Below are 2,408 nucleotides of genomic sequence, written 5' to 3' on the forward strand. Positions count from 1 at the left end.
GAGCTCGCCGACACCACCGCGTCGGCCACAGCAGACGAGCTCGACGTCGACCGCCCGGCGGCCGACCGTGGCGCTGAACTCCCGCCAACCGGCCCGCTCGCCGGCCAGGGCACGGCCACCCGCGTCGGTGAGCTGGTACGTCCGCCGCTCCCGACCGTTGACCGTGCTCCACGAGCTGGCGACGTAGCCGGCCCGCTCCAGTCGGCGCAACGCCGGGTAGATGGTGCCGGTGGGCAGGTCCAGGGTGCCGCCGCTGCGCGCCCGGAGCGCCTCGATGATCGCGTAACCGTGGAGCGCACCCTGCTCGAGCACCGCCAGCAGCAGCGCGTCCAGGTGTCCGTGCAGCGCCTGGGCCTTCATGCGTAGCAACGCTACTTGTCCAACCGCCGGGACGCCACCGGGGTGCGGTCCATCCGTGACGGGTGGCCCACTAGGGTATGTGCGCAGAGTCACTCGGCGGCCGGAGGCGTCGCCGCGTGCGCAACCCGAAAGCACACGGAGGTCAGCGTGGCCCGCCAGTCGCCCCAACGGCCCGACGCCGACGAGCCTGAGCTCGACGACACCACCGCGTCGGCCACAGCAGACGAGCTCGACGTCGACCGCCCGGCGGCCGACCGCGCGCTCTGGGACGAGCTGCGGATCGACCCGGTGGAGATCGCCCTGCCCGCCGGCACCGGTTTCACCCTGCGGGCGTACCGGCCGGCGCGGGAGCTGACCCCGACCGACGTCGCCGAGCGAGACCAGGACGACCCGTTCCTGGCCCGCCGCCAGGTCGTCGAGACCGAGGACGACGAGGAGATGGTGATCCTCGACGAGGAGTTCGCCGCCCTCTCCGCCGAGGACGAGGACGAGGAGCGGCCGGAGGGCCGGCGGCGCGGCAGGACCGAGGCGCTGGACGAGGAAGCCGAGGTCGACGAGGACGAGGTCGACGAGGACGAAGAAGAGGACGCGGGCGACGAGGAGGTGCCGGTCTTCCTCAGCCACCGCGGTCGGCTGCTGCTGTTCAAGACGCCCGAGTCGCTGGTCAGTTTCATCCGATCCGGTGCGCCCAACGACATGTCCCAACTGGACAGCTGGAATGAACTGTCCGAACGGGTGGAGCCGGCCGACATCGCCCCGCTGGACGAGGACACCTACGAGCTCGACCTGGTGGTGGAGAACCTCCGCGGCGGGCACGACACGTGGGATCCGACGCTCCTGATCGAGGCTGGCGAGGTCGCTCGTGACCTTGCGTACGCGTTGCGCCTACCGGCCGTGCTGGACATGCTCTCCGCCGGCTCCAGGCTCGACGACCTGGATGAGGCGCTGCGGGCCACTGTCAACGGCGGAATCGGTGGATTTATGGGCCGTCGGCGCTTGAAGAAAATCGGGGCACAAACCGCGAGTTTGGGTTGGCGCACCATTGTCGGCAAGATCTCTGCTGTTGTGGACTGGCGCGACTGACCCCTAACGGGGAGCATCAGTCTCTGGCGGAGAAAGACCTGTGCCCGGGAGGAGGACGACGCCGTGGCGCTCGTGCGCGTGTACTGCGGTCTGGCCTCGGCGGATCCGGCCGACCGACCGGCTTCGGCCGGTTCGACGCTGACGTCCGCTGTGGTCGATGACGCAGGCCGTCTGCTGCATGTCTGCGAGATCGGCGATGATCCGGCTGGCTACGCCCAGCTGGTCGCGCTGCTCGTGGAGCGGTCGGGCGGGCCGAGCGGTGCGGCGATCGCCGCTGACAGCGACGACCACACCGTCACCTCGCTGCTCAGCGCCGCGGGTCGTCCACTGGCGATCGCCGACGACGACTCGGTCGACGACTTCGCCGAGCGCTTCGCCGACGACGACTCGCTGGAGGAGATGCACTCCCCGCCGGCCGAGCGTCGGGCGGTCGGGCTGGCCCGGGCCCTCCAGGCCGGTGCGCTCTCCGCGGTGACCCTGCCGGCGCCCCGCGATCTGGCCGGCTACAAGCAGGTCCTCGCCGCGCATGCGGCGCTCGCCAGCGGCCGGCATTCCGCCGCGGTGGCGCTGCGCGAGGTGCTCCGGGAGCTCTACCCGGCCGCCCTGCGGGCCTACCCCGATCCGGCCGAGCCGGTCTCGCTGGCGGTGCTCGACGCGCTGCCGGAGCCCGGCATGCTGAGCGGCACGGTCGCCCAGGGCCGCGAGGTTTCGGTCGCCGTCGACGCCGTCGCCGCGCACCTCGCCGCCGACGGCGTCGCGGACGCCGATCAGATCAACGAGGCGGTGACCGCGCTGCGGGTGGCCATCTCCGAGACGCCCCGACGGGCCGCGGTCAACCGGGCGCTCACCGCCGCCGTCGCGGAGACCGTCCGACAGGCGGTCGCCTCGGTGCGGGCCTGCGACGCCGGCTGCGACGCGCTCGTCGGCGCGCTCAGCGCCCGGGCCACCACGCCGGCCCCGGCCCC

Annotated in this window: 2 protein-coding genes and 1 pseudogene; 2 read left to right on the plus strand and 1 reads right to left on the minus strand. The window is 72.5% G+C overall.

The window, feature by feature from the left end:
* Positions 1 to 360: PadR family transcriptional regulator (locus tag DKL51_RS01340; protein ID WP_260428336.1), on the minus strand; the 360-nt coding region annotated here is incomplete at its 3' end.
* A 147-nt stretch (positions 361 to 507) separates the two neighbouring features.
* On the opposite strand from DKL51_RS01340, the gene DKL51_RS01345 reads away from it, so the two are divergent.
* Complete coding sequence (locus tag DKL51_RS01345) at positions 508 to 1,443, plus strand: SatS C-terminal domain-containing protein (RefSeq protein WP_109948264.1); 936 nt, start codon at positions 508 to 510, stop codon at positions 1,441 to 1,443.
* Positions 1,444 to 1,458: 15 nt separating this feature from the next.
* Positions 1,459 to 2,408, plus strand: a pseudogene (locus tag DKL51_RS01350) (transposase); the annotation flags it as partial.

The sequence above is a fragment of the Micromonospora globispora genome (genome assembly GCF_003857015.1).
Taxonomy (GTDB): domain Bacteria; phylum Actinomycetota; class Actinomycetes; order Mycobacteriales; family Micromonosporaceae; genus Micromonospora; species Micromonospora globispora.